This is a genomic window from Sorangium sp. So ce362, assembly GCF_051519845.1.
Classification (GTDB): domain Bacteria; phylum Myxococcota_A; class Polyangia; order Polyangiales; family Polyangiaceae; genus Sorangium.
Map to the genome: position 1 here is coordinate 8,381,824 of NZ_CP150332.1, position 17,298 is coordinate 8,399,121.

11 protein-coding genes and 1 pseudogene are annotated in these 17,298 nt (G+C 69.9%); 8 read left to right on the forward strand and 4 right to left on the reverse strand.

Annotated elements, in window-relative coordinates:
• Positions 1-308: 308 nt before the first annotated feature.
• Complete coding sequence (locus tag WMF17_RS32210) at positions 309-2,474, forward strand: hypothetical protein (protein WP_437644818.1); 2,166 nt, start codon at positions 309-311, stop codon at positions 2,472-2,474.
• Complete coding sequence (locus tag WMF17_RS32215; RefSeq protein WP_437597055.1) at positions 2,471-5,260, forward strand: hypothetical protein; 2,790 nt, start codon at positions 2,471-2,473, stop codon at positions 5,258-5,260. Before WMF17_RS32210 ends, WMF17_RS32215 begins: the two co-directional genes overlap by 4 nt.
• Before the next feature lie 34 nt (positions 5,261-5,294).
• Here WMF17_RS32215 and WMF17_RS32220 read toward each other — a convergent pair whose 3' ends face one another.
• Positions 5,295-5,801, reverse strand: a complete 507-nt coding sequence (locus WMF17_RS32220; protein ID WP_437644820.1) for a DUF1993 domain-containing protein — start codon at positions 5,799-5,801, stop codon at positions 5,295-5,297.
• Positions 5,802-6,399: 598 nt separating this feature from the next.
• Between WMF17_RS32220 and WMF17_RS32225 the strand changes: the two genes are divergently transcribed.
• The gene (locus WMF17_RS32225) at positions 6,400-6,942 is read left to right on the forward strand and encodes a hypothetical protein (RefSeq protein ID WP_437644822.1); all 543 of its coding nucleotides are present in this window, start codon (positions 6,400-6,402) and stop codon (positions 6,940-6,942) included.
• 925 nt (positions 6,943-7,867) lie between these two features.
• Complete coding sequence (locus WMF17_RS32230) at positions 7,868-9,436, forward strand: hypothetical protein (protein WP_437644824.1); 1,569 nt, start codon at positions 7,868-7,870, stop codon at positions 9,434-9,436.
• 42 nt (positions 9,437-9,478) lie between these two features.
• Here the strand turns inward: WMF17_RS32230 and WMF17_RS32235 are convergent, their stop codons facing one another.
• The 3 genes from WMF17_RS32235 to WMF17_RS32245 all read right to left on the reverse strand — a co-directional run bounded on the left by WMF17_RS32235 (position 9,479) and on the right by WMF17_RS32245 (position 12,555).
• Positions 9,479-11,383, reverse strand: coding sequence for a response regulator (locus WMF17_RS32235; RefSeq protein WP_437597059.1), 1,905 nt, complete (start codon positions 11,381-11,383; stop codon positions 9,479-9,481).
• A 265-nt stretch (positions 11,384-11,648) separates the two neighbouring features.
• Positions 11,649-11,843 (reverse strand): hypothetical protein, encoded by a 195-nt coding sequence (locus WMF17_RS32240; protein WP_437644826.1) that lies wholly within the window; start codon positions 11,841-11,843, stop codon positions 11,649-11,651.
• Between the two features lie 301 nt (positions 11,844-12,144).
• Entirely contained in the window at positions 12,145-12,555 is a 411-nt protein-coding gene (locus tag WMF17_RS32245) for a hypothetical protein (protein ID WP_437644828.1), read from the reverse strand.
• Positions 12,556-13,132: 577 nt separating this feature from the next.
• Between WMF17_RS32245 and WMF17_RS32250 the strand changes: the two genes are divergently transcribed.
• The 4 genes and pseudogenes from WMF17_RS32250 to lspA all read left to right on the forward strand — a co-directional run bounded on the left by WMF17_RS32250 (position 13,133) and on the right by lspA (position 17,019).
• Positions 13,133-14,677 (forward strand): ISKra4 family transposase, encoded by a 1,545-nt coding sequence (locus WMF17_RS32250; RefSeq protein ID WP_437643636.1) that lies wholly within the window; start codon positions 13,133-13,135, stop codon positions 14,675-14,677.
• Between the two features lie 13 nt (positions 14,678-14,690).
• Positions 14,691-15,878 (forward strand): annotated as a pseudogene (locus WMF17_RS32255) (ISKra4 family transposase); the annotation flags it as partial.
• 205 nt (positions 15,879-16,083) lie between these two features.
• A complete protein-coding gene (locus WMF17_RS32260) occupies positions 16,084-16,347 on the forward strand; it encodes a hypothetical protein (protein ID WP_437644830.1) in 264 nt (87 codons plus the stop codon).
• Between the two features lie 180 nt (positions 16,348-16,527).
• Positions 16,528-17,019: a signal peptidase II gene (lspA, locus tag WMF17_RS32265; protein WP_437644832.1), complete on the forward strand. Its 492-nt coding sequence runs from the start codon at positions 16,528-16,530 to the stop codon at positions 17,017-17,019.
• Positions 17,020-17,298: the final 279 nt, after the last annotated feature.

The window sequence follows — 17,298 nt, forward strand, 5'->3', positions numbered from 1 at the left end:
CGACATAGCCGACCTCAACGGCAGCAAGCATGCCCAGGCTGTGACCGCTCTCAAATGGCCTTCACCGGGGCCAGATCCTCGGAATTTGGGCGACCAATGGGCGTCCGACGTGTGACAAAATGTCACGCTGTGCGCCACCTGTGGTGGTCTTGCGGAGTCGATGTCCGACACGAGCGAGGAGGTGACGGCCGCGCGCCACGTCACGCCGCCGGGCGGGCACCTCGCAGCTCCGCCGGACCTCCAGGAACAGCGCTCGTCGCGAGCGTTGACACGGCGAGCGCGCGCCGCGAGCATCGTGCGCTCCAGCCATGCGTCGACCTTCGCTCTCTGTGTGTCTCGTGGTGTCGGCGCTCGCGTACGGCGGCCCCGGCTGCGGTGATGACCAGCTCTGCGCCCCGGGCGCGCGCTCCGTGTGCTTCCTCCCCGACGGGGCGCTCGGCGCGCAGCAATGCAACGAGGATGGCACCGCGTTCGGCGCCTGCGGCAGCGCGCCGGGGGGGCGCGGGAGCGGGTGCGGCCACCTGAGCGAGGCCTGCTGTCCCGCGCTCCCGGCCGAGCTCCGGGCGAGCTGCGACGCGGCGGCGGCGGCGGCAAACGACGCCGCGTGCGACGACTATGCCGGCAGCGCCAGCGCGGCCGGGTTCTGCGGCGGCGGCGCCGCGCCGGACGGCGTCCCCTACGGCCCGGGCTGCGCCGGCCTGCTGAACGACTGCTGTGCGTCGTTGCCCGCGCAGCTCGAGTCCGCCTGTCACGCCACCGGATTCCGCGGCAATGAGGGGCTCTGCCATGGCTTCCTCGAGCGGGACGCCCAGGCGAGCGGCTTCTGCGAGGGGGCCGATCACGCGGCCGAGAGCTGCAGCTACCTCGCCGACCGATGCTGCCCCTCGCTCCCTGGAGGTCCGCGCGAGCGCTGCGAGGAGCTCGCCGCCGAAGCGGACACGGACCTCTGCGTGGACTACCTGAGCGGCGCCGCGGACGCGGGCCGCTGCCCCACGCTCGGCGGCGGCGAGCCGCCCTCGGCGGCCGCGTGCGACGCGCTGCTCGAGACCTGCTGCGGCGCGCTCGAGCCCACGCTCGCCCACGAGTGCGATCTGAGCGCGCTCTCCGGGAGCCGCGCGCGCTGCGAGGCGTTCGAGGGCGCCGCCCGGGCCGCCGGCCTGTGCCTCGGCGACGGCGGCGGCGGCGCGGGCGGCGGCTGCGGCGACACGTCGAGCGACGTGGACAACTGCGGCTTCTGCGGGAACGTGTGCGGCGACCAGCACGCCGTCCCCTCCTGCGCGGCCGGGGCGTGCTCACTCGCCTGCGACCTCGGCTTCGGCGACTGCGATCGCGACGCCGCGACCGGCTGCGAGGTCGATTTCGAGAGCGACGTCGACAACTGCGGCGGCTGCGGCGAGGCCTGCAGCGACAGGAACGCCTCGGCCGCCTGCGAGGCGGGCGCGTGCGTGCTCGCGTGCGATGCGGGCTTCGCCGACTGCGACGGCGCGCCCTCGACGGGCTGCGAGGTCGAGCTCGCCGCCGACCCGTTCCACTGCGGCGCCTGCGGCAACAGCTGCTCCGGCGGCGCCTGCGAGGACGGGACGTGCGGCCCCGGCGCGCTCCAGCTCGCCTCGGGCCTCGCGGTCCCCTCCGCGCTCGCGGTCGACGCCACCTCCGTTTACGTCGTCGGCTTCCAGCCCGCCGGCGGCATCGCCGTCCGCGTCGACAAGGCGTCCGGCGCGACGACCTGCCTCGCCACCGGCGCGACGCCGGGCGCCGCGGCGTGCGGGAGCGAGCGCTTCGAGGGCATCGCCCTGACGGGCGCCGGCGCGTTCGTCACCGGCTCCACCGGCGTGCTCCGGTTCCCGCCCTCCGGCGCCGCGGCCACGGTCACCGCGAGCGTGCCCGACCCGTGGGCCGTCGTCAGCGACGGCGCCGCGGTCTGGTTCACGTCGCTCTCCCAGGGCGGCCTGTACCGCGCCGAGGCGCTCTTCGCCGGGCAGCTCGCCGCCGAGATCAGCGGCGCCGCCCGCGAGGTGGGCGGCGCGCTCGCCGCCGACGCCGATCACCTCTACTGGACCTGGTCGGACGGCACCGTCATGAAGCTCCGCAAGGACGGCTCCGAGCGGCGTCAGATCGCGTCGGCGCAGGATTTCGAGCGCACAAACCTGACGCCGCAGTACCTCGCGGCCGACGCCGCGCACCTCTTCTGGAGCACGCCGAGCGGCTATCTCTTCCGGCTCGACAAGGACGGCGCCGGGCTCGTGGCGCTCGCCGACGGACAGCCCGGTCCGGCGGGGATCGCGGTGGATCCCGAGGGCGGCGGGGCCCTCTACTGGGTCAACCGCCTCGGCTCGGTGCGCAAGGTGTCCAAGGCGGGCGGCGACGTGGACACGCTCGCCGTGGGGCAGGTCGGCGCGATCGCGATCGCCGTGGACGAGGCGTTCGTCTACTGGGCGACCCAGGCGGGCGACCTGCGGAGGATCGCCAAATGAGCCCCGTTCATCGACCCGCCCGTCGCTCGCTCGCGCGTCTGTGCGGCGCGACCGCCCTCCTGCTCGTGGGCGGAGGGCTGCTCGGCGTGGGCTGCAGTCAGGAGCCGCCGGCGGGCGCCATGGCGCCGCCGCCGCTCGGGCCGCAGGCCGACAGCGACGCGTGCGAGTGCGCCGCGGGCTTCTATTACAACAACGAGCCGATCCCGCCCGAGGAGACCCGCTGCGACGCCTTCGTGTGCGGGCGCGACCTCATCGCCTATCAGTGCCTCGACGGCGACACCGCCGCCGACACGTGGCGGAGCTATCCCGAGAACCGGTGCGGCGAGCTCGCGTGTACGGCCAACGGGACGTTCTGCGGCGAGGACGTGGTCAACGGCGAGCCGGCCGCGCTCTACGAGTGTCCCGGCGCGGGGCAGATCCCGCTCTCGTGGCGCATCTGCCCGGGCGGCTGCGAGGACGGCGCCTGCACCGGCGCGGCGAGCGGCGAGTGCCCGTGCCCGAGCCCGCCCATCCCGGGGGGCGATCGCATCCCGCCCCGCTGCGGGATGACCCTCTGCTTTCCCACGGGCGTCGGCAACGCCGGCGCGAGGCAGGTGTGCTCGGCCGAGGGCTGGCGCAGCCTCGGGCTCTCGTGCAATCAGCCGCGAGGCGCCTGCCCGGCGTGCCGCGGCGTGCAGGACAGCTCCGGCCGCGAGGTCACGATCACGGCCTGCGGCGAGGAGGTGTGCGGTCTCGGCGTCGGGAACCGCAGCCGCTGGGTGTGCGGGGAGGAAGGCTGGATCGACCTCAACCTCCCCTGCGATCCCGGCAAGTCGACGGGAGAGGCGGGCGCGGAGCTCGGCCGATGTCCGGTGGAGTTCCGCGACAACGATGGCCAGTGGAAGGGCGTCGAGCCGGGCCAGACCTTCTGCGGAGATCAGGTGTTCGGCGGCCGCGCCAACAAGGACCTCGCCATCAACGCGGGCGAGCGGGACCTCCGCATCCATGGCCGGGCGGATCATCTCTATTCCTGCCCGGGCCCCGGCGCGCGCCCCGTGCCTTACCACGACTGCGGCGCGCGGGACGGGAGCGGCGCGTGCATGCCTGTACGGGAGATCCCGCCCGTGCGCTACCGTGAAGTGACGGGCTTCCAGTCCGCCGCGAACGCGCCGAAGCTCCGCGACTGGGACCGCTGCGACGAGTCGTGCCCGCCGGTGAGCCGCCCGTGCCCACCGGAGGACGCGTCGTGCAAGCCGGCGCGCGACCTCAAGTACTTCCACATCCCCGGTGGGAACAACGGGTACAACGATTGTCAGCATCTCTTCTGCGGCCAGCACGAGATCACCGGTCGCGTCGGGACCCTCTATCGCTGCGCCTACGAGTTCGGTGCCTCGACCACGTGCCCGCCCTCGGCGGGGGACACGGCGGCGGTCGTGGGGCGCCCCGTCCCGTACGAGGAGTGCCCGAGCGGCTGCGGGCTCAGGGATCCCGGGAGCAACAGCGACCGGTGCGACGGGCAGTCGGAGCAGCAGCCGTTCGGCATGCCGGATCCCACGCCCACGCCGAGCATCACGTCGGAGTGCGATCCGACCGTCGACTACCAGGGGAACCCGGTGCCCGCGCGCTCGCTCCGCCTGGGCTCGCAGATCTGCGGCCCGGGCGGGCAGGTGCTCGCGTGCGACGAGCGCCGGCTGAACCGCCCTGACGGCTGGCGCGCCACGGGGATCTCCTGCGGCACCTCCTGCGGCGTCTGCAGCCCCGACCCGTACGGCGCGCAGACCCCCGTCTGCGCGTACTTCGCCAGCGCGGAGGGCCTCACGTGCGATGACGCGAGCTTCGAGCAGCACTGGAACCCATGCTTGAACGGCAACCGGAACGTCACGGAGAACGACCCGGCGTACTGCGGGCACAACCTCGCCGGCCGCGCCGCGGGCGACCCCAACATGCTGTATTTCTGCAAAGCGTACTGCACGCGCGTCGAGGGCGGGAAGACCGTCACGAAGCCGTGTGACGGCACCGAGGGCGATGGCCGGGGCGGGCGCTCATGGGACCGCGAATACCGCTTCGAGCGCTCGGTGTACTGCGCGTTCGGTTGCCAGAAGAACGACCCGGAGAGCGACGAATGCAAGCGGCCCGGGGGCGACAAGCGGATGGCTCCCCTCCGTGACAGCCGCGTGATCCGGGGGTTCGGCGTCGTGGCCGAGGACTACGGCGGCCGCCACCTCGGCGAGGATCTCGTCATCTCGGGCGGCACGGCGGGCGCGGAGGTGCATCCAGTGGCCAACGGCAGGCTCCTCTGGAAGGGCATCAACAGGTCGCAATACCTCGGCGTGGCGCTTGTGGAGCACCCGCCCAAGGACGAGACCGGAGAGCGCTACTGCTCCTTCTATGGCCACCTCGACGTCGACGGGCTGGGGCTGGACCTCGTGGCGCGACAGGAGGTGACGACCGACGACGTGCTCGGGAAGGTGGTGCGCTGGAACGATATCCCTCGCCTGCACAACCTCAACTTCGCCGAGAAGTGGGTGGAGTGCCCGACGTCCTCGAACGATTTCGACTGTGATCTCGTCGTCGGGCCGCGGGACAACTCGCACCTGCACTACGCGGTGCTCTCCGACGAGCAGTGCAAGCTCTTCACCGGCAGCCTGGGCGCGCCGTACGGTTACGACGAGTGCAAGACGCCCGACAAGGACGCCGTCGCCCTCACCGCGATGAAGGCGGCAGACGACTGCACGGCGCCGATGTCGGGGGCGACGACGGAGGGGTACATCTCGCCGACGTGGTTCCTCGAAGCGCCGCCCCGGTGAGCGGCGCTCTCCGCGGCGGTCGACCGCCGCTCCCTCAGGGCTTGCCGAGGAAGTCCATCTTGCCGATGTCGAGCCCGTTGTGGCGCAAGATCGCGTAGGCGGTCGTCACGTGGAAGAAGAAATTGGGCAGGACGAAGTACAGCAGGTAGGCCTGGCCCTTGAACTTCAGCGGCTGATCGCGCGTGGGGATCGTGATCTCGCGGTCCTCGGAGCCGTCGATCTGCTCGGGCCGCAGGCTGTTCAGGAACTCGATCGTCTTGGCGATGCGGGCCTGCAGCTCGTCGAAGCTCGCCTCTTTGTCCTCGTACTTCGGCGCGTCGATGGCCGCCAGCCGCGCCCCACAGCCCTTGATCGTGTCGCTGGCGATCTGCACCTGGCGCGTGAGCGAGAGCATGTCCGGGGCGAGGCGCGCGTCGAGCAGGACGCGCGGCTCGATCTTCCTCGCCTCGGCGTACGCGGCGGCCTTCTTGAGGATCGCGGACAGGTTGCCGAACGTCCTCACGAACACGGGGATCGAAGCCTGATACATCGAGATCGCCATCTTCATCTCCTTGCTGTCACACGGTGCGGAAAGCGCGGCCCCGGGTACGTCACGGGGAGCGCGGTGCGGGAGCACCGCCGGCGGGGACGCGCGCAGGCGCCAACCTTGTGGTCGCCCCGCGGCCTAGGCAAGCGCTCCGCCGCACAGAAATCACCTGTGCCTTCCCGGGCGCTCCAGCGCCGCCCTCGTCCGCCGGAAACCACGTACTCCGGCGCCGAGAGCGCGCCACGCAGGCGCTCCGCCGCGCGGAAAACCTGTGAAGTAATGTAAAAACTCTTGACGAACCGGGGTTCCGGTCTTCTTGCAGACCCAGGCTCGGGCGAGCGCAGCCGCGCGCCGGTTCCACACGTCGTGAAAGGATCCTTGTCGGTAGAAGCCAGGCCACGCCGCTCGCCCTCTCGCCTGCGCGCGCCCTCCGCCGTGGCCCTCGGTCCTGCGGAGTGGAGCCGCTCGAGGATCAGCGATCCCTGGACGGCGCCGAGGCGGCCTTGAACGGCGCTGTCGACGGGCGACGCGGGCAGCGGCGTCGAGCGCTCCCGAGGAGCGCGCGGCGGTGCTCCTCGACGGCCGCGCCGGCGGTGCGCTATAGGAGACGGTCATGCGGAATCATCTTGTTATCTGCTTGATCTCGGCGGCGTTCGCGGCCGCGTGCGGCTCCACGACGACCGATCCCGATCCGACCGGGAGCGGCGGGTCGGCCGCCAGCTCGACGAGCGCCAGCTCGACGAGCGCCAGCTCGGCCACCGGGACGTCGTGCGTGCCCGGCTCGACGATGCAGTGCACCTGCCACGCCGTCAGCGCGCCGGGCGTCGCGACGTGCTTCCCCGACGGCAGCGCCTACGGGGCGTGCATGGGCGAGGACGGCAGCGACTGCACCTGTCCCCAGGGGCGCGGCGACGGTTGCTGTCCGGGCGACGGCCTCTGCTGCGCGTGCGTGCAAGGCTGCGATCCGAGCACGGATCCGCTGCAGGATCCGGAGACGGACGCGCTCATCGACTGCGTGTGCGCGGCGGGCGTGTGCGCGGACGAGTGCGAGGTGGAGTGCGCCGGCGGGGGCATCACGGCGAACTGCGCGCCCTGCGTGCAGCAGGCGGGGATGGACGCGTGCAAGGCGCAGTACGAGGCCTGCGGCGGGACGTGAGCCCCGCGGCGCGGCGCTCGCGGGGCGCCGCGCCCGCATCGCGCTCGGTTCGATGCTCTCCAGTCCATTCTCGCGCTCGACGAGGCGCGCGGCAGGTCGTGTATCGACCTGGATCCCCGCGGCGCTGCACATGCCGCCTGGGGGGACATCTTCGAGAAAGACGAGCGCGGTCGGCGATCGGGAGAGCTCTGTCTCGACACCACGCTCCATGGAATGGCGAGCAAACCGAGCAGTGGACGTTTCGAAGGGGCCGGCCGCTGTCAGTCCATCGCTCGCCTCGTCTCCCCCGCGCTGCGCTCCCCATGCTGTAGGATCAAGCGCTTCAGGGAGATGCGGTGCTCCTTACGAAGCCATCGGGCGCTCGTCCACCACACGTAAGTACTGATAGAAGCCGCGCAACCGTGACGCGAGCTCGCGTTCGTGGCGCTGCCTTACGCGCCCCGCACCTCTCCTGGAAAATTGAACCTGCATCAAATATCCATACATCGAAGGGGCGGCCTTCACTCCACGGCCAGCTGGGCTCGACACCCACGTGCCTGGGCGCATCGAAGACAGAAACTATCAATCCCTCTGGATTCTGGGAAGCGGAATTGAGCAGGTGGTACTGGAGGCGAAATGGACGCTGATCTGGAGATCAAAATTCGCGATCGCGGGAATTACTTAAGATCCATGGCAAAAATCGCGCGCGTAGGCGCGGCGGACTGGACAGTCCTGGGCGAGTGGCGGCAGCGACGGCACCGGTGGCATCAACGGTGGTGTCTACAATTTTGATTTCATCGCACAATGATTGATAAATATACAGGCACCGCAACAGCCAGATGTTCTTGTTGACGACGCATGTATGCCACTGGTAGAGTGTGGCCGCCCGCCCGCTGTGGGGCTGGACGCGCCTGACGGACTGAGCTTACCGGCCTGCGAGAGCGATATGCAATTGAACGATCTGCACCACGCATCTGCAACCGACCGCCGCAAATCCCGACGACGCCTGGCCACGTTCGTGGCGCTGGCTGCGTTGTCACTGAGCGCATGCGGCGGCGATGACAACGACAATTCGTTGAGCGGCGCCGGGGAGGGCGGCGCCGGGGGCCCCGGTGCGACGACAGGCGAAACAGGCGGTCCGGGCCCGGGATCGAGCTCCGTCTCGGGCGGTGCTGGTGGCAGTGACACCGGCAGTGGCAGCGGCAACGGCAGCGGCAGTGGCAGTGGCGGCACGGTCGACCACGAAGATATGAGTGACCACTGCGTGTACGGCTATCCTCCCCACGAGAGCGACTCGAGCCCGACGATGAAGGATGGCCCCGCGGACTTCTTTCCGCCCGGCAACAACGATCCGAACATCGTCGATACCACCGTGCAGCCGGAGGTCCTGAAATGGATGTATGACAACTCCTGGCAGGTGGCCCACATCGAGTGGCACGCGGTCCGCACGTGCAATGGCCCCTTCGGCGGTGGTGGGAGCAAGGTGGGCATCTGCGACTTCAAGCAGCTGATCCCGGCGGATCAGAACTGTCAGACCGCCGGCGACGGCTATCAGTTCCTCGTGTTTCACCGCCACATGATTCAAGCGCTGAAGCAGCTCTGGCCCAATCACAGCGAGCAGTTCACCGGCTTCACCAAGTTTCCGACCTCGGCGGAGGACGTGCCGCCCCAGTGGCGCTCCGCGTGGCGGAACTGGGATGCGTCCGCCCTCGAAGCCGGGAGGATCGGCGACGAGATCGACAAACCCGAGAACCTCGCGAGGTTCCCGGACGAAGGCACGCTCGGCTTCTGGCTCCAGTGCAACGTGGGCCAGGCGCTGAGGGGGGCGACCAACATGCCGTGGGTGGGCCTTCACTTCGTGCTGCACGCCAAGTGGGCGCGGCCGGGCAACACGACGCACGGCGTGAACAACACCGAAGCGAACATCGACAACTACATGTTCTGGAAGCTCCACGGCTGGATCGATAACGTGTGGGAGAAGTATCGCCTCGCCAAGGGGATGCAGCCGACGGATCAGAAGTTGAAGGACGATCTCGCCGCGCAGTGCCGCGAGATGGACACCCACATCAAGATCATCAAGCAGAACCTGGACCCCGACGAGGTCAACAATCCCAACGAGCCTTTGCCGGTGGAATCAGGGTTCTTCCACGAGAAGGTGCGGCCCATCTTCGCGACAAACAAGAACCTGTGCAGCGGCTGCCACGCCGAGACGGGCGCCAATGCGAAGCTGATCCTCGGTGGCCACATCAGCTCCAGGAAGATCGTCGACGGTCTGGTCAACAAGCCCTCCCGCGACGGCGGCCAGTTCAAGCTCGTCGTCCCGGGCGATCCCGAGAACAGCTGGCTCTACCGCAAGGCCGCCGGCACGGCGGAGACCGCCGGCTGCGTGGAGTCCGCCACGGCAGTGTGCATCTCGGGCGTGATGCCCCCCAGCGGGGCCGGGCCGACCGTCAGCCAGGACGAGCTCGCGATCTTGCGGCAGTGGATCCAGGACGGCGCCGCGGGCCCTCCCTGATACGTAGCAGCGACCCGAGACAGCGCCTGCCCTGAGCCCCGGCTACGTCCCTCCCGCCGGCTCCACCGCCCTCGCCGGCAGCAGCGCCTCCACGCGGCGGATCAGCTCCGCCGGATCGATCGGCTTCGGCAGCACGCGCCCCCCGTGCGCTGCCAGGAACCGCCTGCTCGCCTCGCTCGTCCCGCCTCCGGTCATGAACAGCACCCGGTCCGCCAGCGCCGGCAGCTCCGCCTCGATCCACTCGTGGAGCTCGATCCCCGTGCCTTCCTGCATCACGAGGTCGCAGAGCACGACATCGAAGTCCGCATCGAGCCGGAGCGTCCTTTGCGCCTGGGCGCCCGAGGACACGCACACGACCTCGTGGGATGTCCCGAGGAGCCCCCGCAGCGCCCGCAGGATGAGCGGCTCGTCGTCCACGACGAGGATCCGGGCGCGCCGCGTCGGCCCCTGCTCGCGCGCTGGCGCGGGCAGCGCCGCGGGCTCCGCGCTCGTCCAGGCGGGCAGACGGACGCGGACGCAGGTGCCCACGCCGGCCGTGCTGCTGATCCCGATGGTCCCGCCGCACGACTCGACGATGCTCCGGCAGATCGCGAGCCCGAGCCCCGTCCCCTCCCCGGCGCGCTTCGTGGTGAAGAACGGCTCGAACAGCCGGTGGATGTGCTCCTCGGCCACGCCGCAGCCCGAGTCCACGATCTCCGCGACGACCTCGCGCCCCTGCTCGCGGGTGCGCACCTTGACGAGGTTGTCGGCGACGCGCCCCTCCCGGATGGACTGCGCCGCGTTGATCAGCAGGTTCACGAACACCTGCGTGAGGCGCCCCTCGGCCCCACCCACGCGCGAGACCGGGGCGAGCTCGCGCACCACGCGCGCGCGGTGCTTCATCTGGGCGTGGACGATGTTGAGCGCGCTCTCGAGCACCGCGTTGACGTCCGTCGGCCCGATCGCCTCGTTCGCCTCGCTGCGCGCGAACACCCCGAGATCCCGGACGATGTGCATCACCCGCGCCGCGCCGTGGCGGGCGTCGTCGAGCGGCTGGGCGAGCTGCTCGGTGGCCACCCCGTTGCCGGCGAGGCGCCGTATCTCACGGGCGAGCAGCTCGAGGTTCGCCACCACGTAGGCGAGCGGGTTGTTGATCTCGTGGGCCACGCCCGCCGCCAGCTGCCCGACCGCGGCGAGCCGCTCGCTGCGCTCGAGCCGGAGCCTCAGCTCCTCCCCCCGGCGCCGCCCGGTCACGTCGCGCAGGAGCGCCATGCGCGAGGGCCGCCCCTGCCAGTCCACGTCGACCCAGCGAACATCGATGAAGACCGTGTCCCCGCCGAGCTCCAGGCTCGTCTCGCCGGCGCGCAGCGCCACCGGGCAGCCCCGCCCGGCGACGAGGCGCCCCTCGCCGAGCAGCGCCTCTGCAGCGGGGTTCGCGAACAGCACTGTGCCGCCGGGGTCCAGCACGATCACCCCGTCGGCGCTCCGGGCGATGAGCTGGTGGAGATTGGCCTCGTTCTCCCGGGCCTCCGCCATCGTGCGCGCGAGCTGCGTCACGAGCTGCTGGCGGCTGACCGCATAGCGGATGGCGCGCCACAGCGTGTCGGTGTCGAGGCTGCGCTTCACGAGGTAATCCTGCACCGAGGCCCCGAGCGCGCGCTCCGCGAGGCGGACGTCGTCGTGGCCCGTCAGCACCACGATGGGCACGTGGGGATCCACGTCCCGGACGCGCTCGACCACCTCGAGGCCCTCCCCGTCGGGCAGGGAGAGGTCGAGGAGAACGACATCCCACCCTTCCTTCACGCGTGCGAGCCCTGCCGCGAGCGTCTCGGCGTGTGCGAGCTCGGCGCGCTGCCACGGCACCGCGTCGAGGTGGCTCTGCACGATCGAGGCGGCGATGGCGCTGTCCTCGATCAGCAGGAGGCGAAAGCACGGCCCTGGCGGAGCCCGGCTGGGTTCGGCGGACATGAGTGACCCCCTGGGTCTAAGGAGCTCAAAGGCCTTCCCGGAAGTCAAGCGTCTCGCACGCGCGGCGGTGCCATCGGCGCTATCGTCGGCGGGAATGGAGTTCCTCCCCTTCCCCAAGATGCCGTGCCTCGGCGCGAGCAGCGCAAGGAGTGGCTCCGGAACGACGACCCTTCTCCGGCTGGCAGCTCCTCCGCGCGTCGCTCCGGGACGCCGCCCGCGCGACGTTCGCGGCGTTCGCGGCGGTCGGCGCGGATCGGCGCGTCCTCTACGGTGAGCTCTTCGGCGGCGGCGACCCCCATCCGGACGGCCCCACGGGCGGCGTGATCCCGGTGCAGACCGGCGTCTGGTGTGCGCCCGACCTGCGGTGGGCGCTCTTCGCGCTCCGCGCCGTCGACGAGGGCGAGGACGCGTTCCTCGCCTTCAGCGAGGCGGCCGCCGTCGCCGCCGCCGCCGGGCTCATGATGCCCCCGCTCCTCGCCCGCCGGCGCAAGGCGGAGGTCACCGCCCTGCCCGAGCGCTTCCCGCCCACGCTGGTCCGCTGGGGCGAGCGGCTCGCGAACGGCCCGCGCCTGGCCTCCGGTGAGGGCGGCGATCGCGGGGCAGCCTGCCGCAGCGACGAGCGATGCCGCGCACAACCAACGTTGAGCCCTCGCAAGGATCGGCTCGGGCCAGTGGGATCTCTTCATGGACGTGCAGCCGCGAATCCGTGGACTCGCGCAGCTCTGGCCGATACGGGCACACCCACCCGTGACGGAGGCCGGTCAGTCGGCTGGAACGCAGGATTGCTCTGCCGTGTCGCAGCGGTACCCGTCCCGGCAATTGGCATCGGTGAAGCAGAAGTGGAGACAGCGCGCGACGCCGTCCGCAACACCGCACGTGCTATCCGGGGGGCAGACCAGGTCGCCGTCGCAATGGTCCGTGGCGCAGGAGCCCCCGGGCCAGCTCGTCAAGCAATATCCCTCCAGGTTGCCGAACGAGGGGCACTGCGCATCATCGGTGCACGGGTCTCCGACCCGCTTCCTCTCCGTACCGCCGCCGCCGGCGGCGTCGCCGCCGCTGCCTGAGCCAGCGCCGCCGGAACCGCCCGTGTTCCCGCCGCCCGTCGTCGACGAGCTCCCCCCCGCCGTACCGCCCGCCCCGGCGCTCGTCTCATCGTCGCCGCCGCACGCCATCGGTACAAGGAGTGAGCACAAGATCGGCAAGGCAGGAGTTAAATTGCGCATCTCCATCGATCTCCTGCGCGGAGCCTAGCAGCGCGATCTCGCGCCGGTCAAGCGTGCTCCTGCGCTCTGGGCTCGTGCCCCCAGGATGACGGCATCGCCGCCGCCAGGCCGCTTGGCGTGCCGTCGCATCCATACGATATGGGTGTAGATCCTTGGCGACGACAAAAGTCCGTGCGCTTTCATGGTGTTGCGCCGAAGGCGCGGTCCCTGGGACCGCGCCCCTATCACATCGACGCAGACGCCCGTCGACGTAGCCGGTGGACTTGGCCCCCCTGCGACGTTGATGCCGTGCACTTATCCGCCGGCCCAAGCGCGAAGCCGCAGCCCAGGTTCGGCCGCGAGAGGTGAAAGAATCCGGGCGCGGGCGAGGCCACATTCGACGGATTGACGATCGTATACTTCGCCACAGGTGATAATTCCGGGCGCGAAAATGCAACGCGTTGAAATTCCACGAATCTGACGTATCCATGGCCTCTGCAAGAGGCCGGTCCCGACAGGCAGGTTGGACCGGCAGGAGGACTTGGTCGTGAGCGCCGCGTACGCCGTTGCAGCAGGTCAGGACCCTTTCGAGAGCGCCCGGGAGCAGGCAGAAGCCATGGAGAAGCATCTTCGGTCATCCGAGTCGATGGAGAGCACGCATGCCGAGCTGGAGGGGTTCGTCGTCGACGAGGGGCGCGAGTACCAGCGGCGGCTCCTCCAGGCCCACCTCGAGCTTCGGGCCGAGCGCGAAAGGCCCGTGGAGGTCAAGGGCGCGGACGGCGTTCAGCGCAAGCATCGACGTCTCAGCAGCAGAGCGCTCATGTCGGTCGTCGGAGAGGTCGATGTGCCACGCGCGGCCTATCAGGCGCCGGGCGTCCCCGGTCTTCATCCGATGGATGCGGCGCTGAGCCTCCCGGACGAGCTCTACTCGCACAGCGTCCGTCGCTACGTCGCCGAGAGCGCCGCCCGCAGCTCGTTCGATGAGGTCGTTGAGGGATTGAGAAAATCGACCGGCGCCGCGGTGCCGAAGCGCCAGGTGGAGGAGCTCGCGGAGCGCGCCGCGCAGGACTTCGATGCGTTCTACTCCACCCGCGCCGTCGAAGTCGAGGACACTCAGGCGCTGCTGGTACTCAGCTTCGACGGCAAGGGGATCGCGATGCGGCGCGAAGACCTCCGACCTGCGACGCGGAAGGCTGCGGAAGCGGGGAAACACAAGCTCACGAAGCGCCTCGCCAAGGGCGAGAAGCGCAACCGGAAGCGAATGGCCGAGGTCGCCACCCTCTACACGATAGACCCCTGGGTCCGCACGCCTGACGACATCGTGAACGACTTGCGCCCTGTGCATGACGTCGCCGCGCAACGGCCGCGGCCGGTGAACAAACGGGTCTGGGCGAGCGTGGAGAAGTCATCGCGAGAGGTGATCTCGGCGGCGTTTGCTGAAGGCCTGCGTCGCGATCCGGAACGCCTTCGGCGGTGGGTGGTGCTGGTCGACGGCAACAAGGACCAGATCACCCTGGTCAAGCGCGCCGCGAAGAAGGCATGCGTCGAGATCACAATAGTCCTCGATATCATCCACGTGCTTGAATATCTCTGGAAGGCCGCGCACTGCTTCTTCGCCGACGGGACCAAGGAGGTCGAGCAGTGGGTGACGTGCCGGCTGCACGAGCTGCTCGCGGGGCGCACGGCCGGAGCCATTGCCAGCACCATCCGGCGCCATGCCAGCAGCCGCGTGGTGGACATGGGGACAGCGGTGACGCTCGATACCTGCATCGGCTACCTCGTGAAGCATCGGACGCTCTTGCACTACGATCGCGCGCTCGCAGCGGGGCTGCCCATCGCCACGGGGGTGATCGAGGGCGCATGCCGCCATCTCGTCAAGGATCGCATGGACCGCACCGGGGCTCGCTGGTCGCTCCAAGGCGCAGAGGCGGTGCTGCGCCTCCGCTCGCTGCGCTCGAGCGGCGACTTCGAAGCCTACTGGGCGTTCCACCTGCAGCAGGAGCATGACCGAACGCACCGTGCACGTTATGCAGGAGGCGATGTCCCCTCACCGCTGCCGCCGCCTCGACCCAAACTGCGCCGGGTGAAATGAGCAAAACGCCCTCGTTCCAGAAGAGCCGCACCCCTACTCGCACAGCGTCCGTCGCTACGTCGCCGAGAGCGCCGCCCGCAGCTCGTTCGATGAGGTCGTTGAGGGATTGAGAAAATCGACCGGCGCCGCGGTGCCGAAGCGCCAGGTGGAGGAGCTCGCGGAGCGCGCCGCGCAGGACTTCGATGCGTTCTACTCCACCCGCGCCGTCGAAGTCGAGGACACTCAGGCGCTGCTGGTACTCAGCTTCGACGGCAAGGGGATCGCGATGCGGCGCGAAGACCTCCGACCTGCGACGCGGAAGGCTGCGGAAGCGGGGAAACACAAGCTCACGAAGCGCCTCGCCAAGGGCGAGAAGCGCAACCGGAAGCGAATGGCCGAGGTCGCCACCCTCTACACGATAGACCCCTGGGTCCGCACGCCTGACGACATCGTGAACGACTTGCGCCCTGTGCATGACGTCGCCGCGCAACGGCCGCGGCCGGTGAACAAACGGGTCTGGGCGAGCGTGGAGAAGTCATCGCGAGAGGTGATCTCGGCGGCGTTTGCTGAAGGCCTGCGTCGCGATCCGGAACGCCTTCGGCGGTGGGTGGTGCTGGTCGACGGCAACAAGGACCAGATCACCCTGGTCAAGCGCGCCGCGAAGAAGGCATGCGTCGAGATCACAATAGTCCTCGATATCATCCACGTGCTTGAATATCTCTGGAAGGCCGCGCACTGCTTCTTCGCCGACGGGACCAAGGAGGTCGAGCAGTGGGTGACGTGCCGGCTGCACGAGCTGCTCGCGGGGCGCACGGCCGGAGCCATTGCCAGCACCATCCGGCGCCATGCCAGCAGCCGCGTGGTGGACATGGGGACAGCGGTGACGCTCGATACCTGCATCGGCTACCTCGTGAAGCATCGGACGCTCTTGCACTACGATCGCGCGCTCGCAGCGGGGCTGCCCATCGCCACGGGGGTGATCGAGGGCGCATGCCGCCATCTCGTCAAGGATCGCATGGACCGCACCGGGGCTCGCTGGTCGCTCCAAGGCGCAGAGGCGGTGCTGCGCCTCCGCTCGCTGCGCTCGAGCGGCGACTTCGAAGCCTACTGGGCGTTCCACCTGCAGCAGGAGCATGACCGAACGCACCGTGCACGTTATGCAGGAGGCGATGTCCCCTCACCGCTGCCGCCGCCTCGACCCAAACTGCGCCGGGTGAAATGAGCAAAACGCCCTCGTTCCAGAAGAGCCGCACCCATACGATATCGGCAACGCGTGCCAGGCACTCGTGCCTGCAACACGTGCCTGGCACCGGGCCTATGTCCCCTCCGTGACACGCGCGCGCCGGGCCAGCGTCGCCTCCGCGCTCGCGCACGAAGCGCGCTTCAAGGTAGGCGAGCCGGGACGCGAGCGGCGACTGCGTCAGCCATTGCGATATGGCCTGGGTGGCAATATCGATTTCGAGCTCAACCCGAGCACGCTCCTGGGGACGGGCAGCGAAGAGAAGATCGCGAACGTGAGGGCGAACGCAAAGCCCTACGCCTTCGCGGGCGTGGGTCTGTTCGTGGGCGTCGGCTTCGACGCGGGCCCGCTGGCGCTCAAGGCCGGCGTGCAGGGCGATCTAAAGCCGATCCGTTCGGCGTGCGCGAGGCGAGCCTCGGCGCGGGGTCCCCCCGGCGCCGCCACGCGCTAGCTCGTCAGCTGGGGGCTCCACGCCGGCGCTTACCTCGGCGTCCTCGTCGGCGTCTTCCTGGACGGCCGACCCGCCCTCCGCCGATCGCCCCGGCCGTGAAGTACGATGACGAGCTCATCCCACACCGTCCTCTCTGGAGAGAGCGGGAATGACCCGCCGCGACCATGCGTTCCGGCGGCCATGGCGCGACGCGTGATGAGCTGGGTCCTGATCCTGTTCACGATGGCCCTGGTGGGGTGCGATCACGCGACCAAGGCGGTCGCGCAGGCCGCGCTCGAGCGGCGAGCGCCCCTGTCGATCGTGCCGGGGGTGCTCGATCTCCGCTACGCCGAGAACCGCGACATGGCCTTCAGCCTGCTCCGGGGCATCCAGTCGCCGGCCAAGGTGGCGTTCCTCTTCGCGTGCTCGATGATCGTCCTCGGCGTCGTGATCCTGGGCTGGTGGCACAGCCGCCGCGCCTCGCTCGCCGAGCAGGCCGCGTACGCGCTCATCGTCGCCGGCGCGATCCGGAACGCGATCGATCGCGCCGTCCGCGGGTACGTCATCGACTTCATCCACCTTCATCGCTGGCCGGTGTTCAACGTCGCCGACATCGCCATCGTGGCGGGCGGGATCCTGCTCGGGATCGTGATGTTCCAGCGTGCGCGCCGGGAGCCGCGCGAGGTGTCCTGAGCTTCCTCATCACCACGCTGCTCTCGCGCGAGCACGCGGCGACCGGGCGAATCTCCGCGAAAGCACGGTGCTGGCGGAGCCCGGCTGGGTTCGGCGGACATGAGCGCCCCCCTAGGTCTAAGGAGCTCAAAGGCCTTCCCGGAAGTCAAGCGTCTCGTGGACCTCGAGGCGGCGTTCCCGGGCGCGATGCGCGCCCCCTCGCCCGAGGACAGCGAGGCGCCAGGACGCCATCAGAGAGGGAAGAGAGAAGGAATGATACGCCCGCGCGGCTGGCGGCGT

Bases quoted from the DNA above. Each gene is read 5' to 3' on its own strand.
- WMF17_RS32210 (WP_437644818.1), top strand. From the start codon at position 309: ATGCGTCGACCTTCGCTCTCTGTGTGTCTCGTGGTGTCGGCGCTCGCG.
- WMF17_RS32215 (WP_437597055.1), top strand. From the start codon at position 2,471: ATGAGCCCCGTTCATCGACCCGCCCGTCGCTCGCTCGCGCGTCTGTGC.
- WMF17_RS32220 (WP_437644820.1), bottom strand. From the start codon at position 5,801: ATGGCGATCTCGATGTATCAGGCTTCGATCCCCGTGTTCGTGAGGACG.
- WMF17_RS32225 (WP_437644822.1), top strand. From the start codon at position 6,400: ATGCGGAATCATCTTGTTATCTGCTTGATCTCGGCGGCGTTCGCGGCC.
- WMF17_RS32230 (WP_437644824.1), top strand. From the start codon at position 7,868: ATGCAATTGAACGATCTGCACCACGCATCTGCAACCGACCGCCGCAAA.
- WMF17_RS32235 (WP_437597059.1), bottom strand. From the start codon at position 11,383: ATGTCCGCCGAACCCAGCCGGGCTCCGCCAGGGCCGTGCTTTCGCCTC.
- WMF17_RS32240 (WP_437644826.1), bottom strand. From the start codon at position 11,843: ATGAGCCCGGCGGCGGCGGCGACGGCGGCCGCCTCGCTGAAGGCGAGG.
- WMF17_RS32245 (WP_437644828.1), bottom strand. From the start codon at position 12,555: ATGGCGTGCGGCGGCGACGATGAGACGAGCGCCGGGGCGGGCGGTACG.
- lspA (WP_437644832.1), top strand. From the start codon at position 16,528: ATGGCGCGACGCGTGATGAGCTGGGTCCTGATCCTGTTCACGATGGCC.